Genomic DNA, 2,803 nt, shown 5'->3' on the forward strand with positions numbered 1-2,803 from the left:
CGGGTAAATCCACCCTTTTGCCCGTTTCTTCACGCTGACAATAGGGGTTATACTGTATGCAACTTCATCATCTCTCCCCAGGAGGAGATCTTATGTTGCGCATTATTCAGGTCGATACCGAAAACAGGGCTCAGGTGAAGCGCTTTGTGCGCTTTCCCTACGATCTCTATCGTGATGTGCCCCAATGGGTCCCGCCGCCGCTGATGGATGTTTATCTGCCCCTGAATCGCAAGAAGCACCCCTTCTATGAGCATTCCGATGCCGACTTTTTCATCGCCGAACGCGATGGGGAAATGGTGGGCCGCATTGCCGTGTTGGAAAACAAACGGTTCAATGCCTACCACGGCACCAAGCAGGCCAGTTTCTACTTTTTCGAGACCATCGAGGACCTGGAAGTGGCCGAGGCCCTGTTCAACCGCGCCTTCGAGTGGGCCGAGAAGCGCGGCCTGGACACGCTGGTGGGCCCCAAGGGGTTCGGCCCCTTCGATGGATATGGCATCCTGGTGGAAGGTTTCGAACACCGCCAGATGATGACCATGATGAACTACAACAAACCCTACTACCCCAAGTTCTTGGAGACCCTGGGATTCGAGAAAGAGGTGGACTTTGTCTCGACTTACATTCACATCCCCTCCTTCGAGTTGCCGGAGCGGGTGCGGCGCATTGCCCGCAAGGTTCAGAAGCGGGGGACCTTTCGGGTGCACACTTTCCGGAGCAAAAAGGAACTGCGTCGGTGGGCGCCGAAGATTGGCAAGACCTACAACGAGACTTTTGTGGAAAATTGGGAGTATTATCCCCTCACCGAGAACGAGGTGAAATTCGTGGTGGATCAACTGGTCATGGTGGCTGTGCCCCAACTGATCAAGGTGATCCTGCATGACGACGATGTGGTGGGCTTTTTGTTTGGCTTTCCCGATGTCTCTGTGGCGTTGCAACGGGCCAAAGGGCATCTGTACCCCTGGAATCTGGTGGACCTCTTGCTGGAACTGAAGCGCACGAATTGGATTTCCCTCAATGGCGCAGGAGTGCTGCCCAAGTTCCACGGGCGGGGCGGTAATGTGCTGCTCTACGCGGAAATGGAGAAAACCATTCGCCACGCGGGCCAGTTCGAGCATGCCGAGTTGACCCAGGTGGCGGAGACGGCGGCGCAGATGCGCCGCGATTTGGAGAATCTGGGCGCCAAGCCGTACAAGAATCATCGGGTGTTCCGCAAAAAGTTTCGCTAAACGAGGGTGTCCCGAGAACGCTTTCTCAAGCCGGGCGTGGTGCCTACGCCCGGCTTGGTCTTTTCGCGGGTGGGCGATGGTACAATACCAGCCCTGCGATACCGTGTAAGGAGCACCCCCTATGGGCAAACGCGAAATCATGCGCCGTGGCCGCGGCAAACTGGATGTGGATTGGGAGCAACTGCGTGAGGTGTGGGAAAAGGTGCCTCAAGGGAAGGGCCTCATCGGCGGGGACCCCCGCCGCCGCATCCGCTGGAAGCGGCCCTTGCCGCCGGAGCCAGCCCCCTTTTTTCGCTACGGCCATTCCTCGCCGCAGCAGCAAGAACGCTTTCTAGCCTTCCTCACCGCTGCACCCCTGGAGGTGGAGATCGGTGCAGGGAACGGGCAGTTTATCCTCGATTGGGCGCAACAACACCCCGACCGCCATTTCGTGGCCTTCGAGGTGCGCTGGAAGCACGCCAAACGCATCTTCGAGAAGGCGCAGCGCCTGGGTCTGACCAATCTTTGGGTGAGCGACAGCGACGCCCGGCTGATCATCGCCGAACTTTTTCCCGACGAAAGCGTAGAGGTGGTCCACATTCTCATGCCCGATCCCTGGTGGAAGCCCAAGCATCAGGCGCGGCGTATCATCAGCCCCTGGTTCGTGGAAGTACTGGCCCGCAAACTCAAGCCCGGAGGCATTTTGCGGGTGGAGACGGATGTAGAAGGGTATCCCAAATTCGTCGAGCGCGTGGTCACGGCGCATCCGCTCTTTGCCCCCCACGACCCTGCGTTGGGGGAGCGTTTTGCGCAGGCAGCGCCCACGGCGCGACAGGCGTGGTGTCTGGAAAAGGGATACCCTGTTTACAAACGCTATTTTCGGCGCAAGGCTGGCCTACCTTGACACTCAGCGCGTGGTCTGGCTCCTGGGTGACCGTCCTGGCAAAGCCTGGCACGGGCGAGCAAGGTAGGCAGCGTGGTCTTCAGAGAGGCGGTGCGCCGTGGCGCGGGTACTCCCCGACAGCCTCGCGGGCGGGCTTGAGAGCAAATCTTGACGCTTCAGGTGGCCCATGGTAAAATCCGCGCCGTCCACTGCCCCCATCGTCTAGTGGCCCAGGACGCGGCCCTCTCAAGGCCGAAACCGGGGTTCAAACCCCCGTGGGGGCACTATGTCATAAGCCGGGTGTCGCCCGGCTTTTTGGTTTCATAGAGGCCAAAGGAACTTTTTGGCGTCTTCGGCGTCTATTGGATAAGCCTCAAATCTGTGAGGAGGTGAGACCATGACCTCGTGGAATGCTGGGATGGGGTGGCTTGTTTTGGGGTTGATGCTTTTCATCATGGGCTGTGAGACGGCGCATCCACCAGCCATGGCTTCGCACTCTTCCCCGCTTCCTTCGCCTATTTCTTCTCCTTCTCCTTTTTCGGCTGGGCCTATAGTGTCCACCCCTGTGGCCGTCCAATCTCAGCCAGGTAAGTTCCCCTTGATCCCGACGGCAAATACCGCCCCCGCCTTTTTCCGAGAGATGCCGGGGCCAGGGCCTTTGCCGCATGGGGGCGGTGGTACACCTTTGCCTTTTCCCCAACCTGGTGATAAGTCA

General features: G+C 58.8%; 2 protein-coding genes and 1 tRNA gene. All 3 read left to right on the forward strand.

Translation table 11 applies throughout. From position 1 onward, the window contains the following. Positions 1-92 precede the first annotated feature (92 nt). The 3 genes from G4O04_08805 (at position 93) to G4O04_08815 (ending at position 2,372) form a co-directional block, all read left to right on the forward strand. Positions 93-1,226 (forward strand): hypothetical protein, encoded by a 1,134-nt coding sequence (locus tag G4O04_08805; GenBank protein HEY58614.1) that lies wholly within the window; start codon positions 93-95, stop codon positions 1,224-1,226. Positions 1,227-1,347: 121 nt separating this feature from the next. Then, positions 1,348-2,109: a tRNA (guanosine(46)-N7)-methyltransferase TrmB gene (gene trmB / locus G4O04_08810; GenBank protein ID HEY58615.1), complete on the forward strand. Its 762-nt coding sequence runs from the start codon at positions 1,348-1,350 to the stop codon at positions 2,107-2,109. A gap of 190 nt (positions 2,110-2,299) precedes the next feature. After that, a tRNA-Glu gene (locus tag G4O04_08815) sits at positions 2,300-2,372 on the forward strand. The last annotated feature ends 431 nt before the right edge of the window (positions 2,373-2,803 follow it).

The sequence above is a fragment of the Anaerolineae bacterium genome (assembly GCA_011176535.1).
Classification (GTDB): Bacteria; Chloroflexota; Anaerolineae; order Anaerolineales; family DRMV01; genus DUEP01.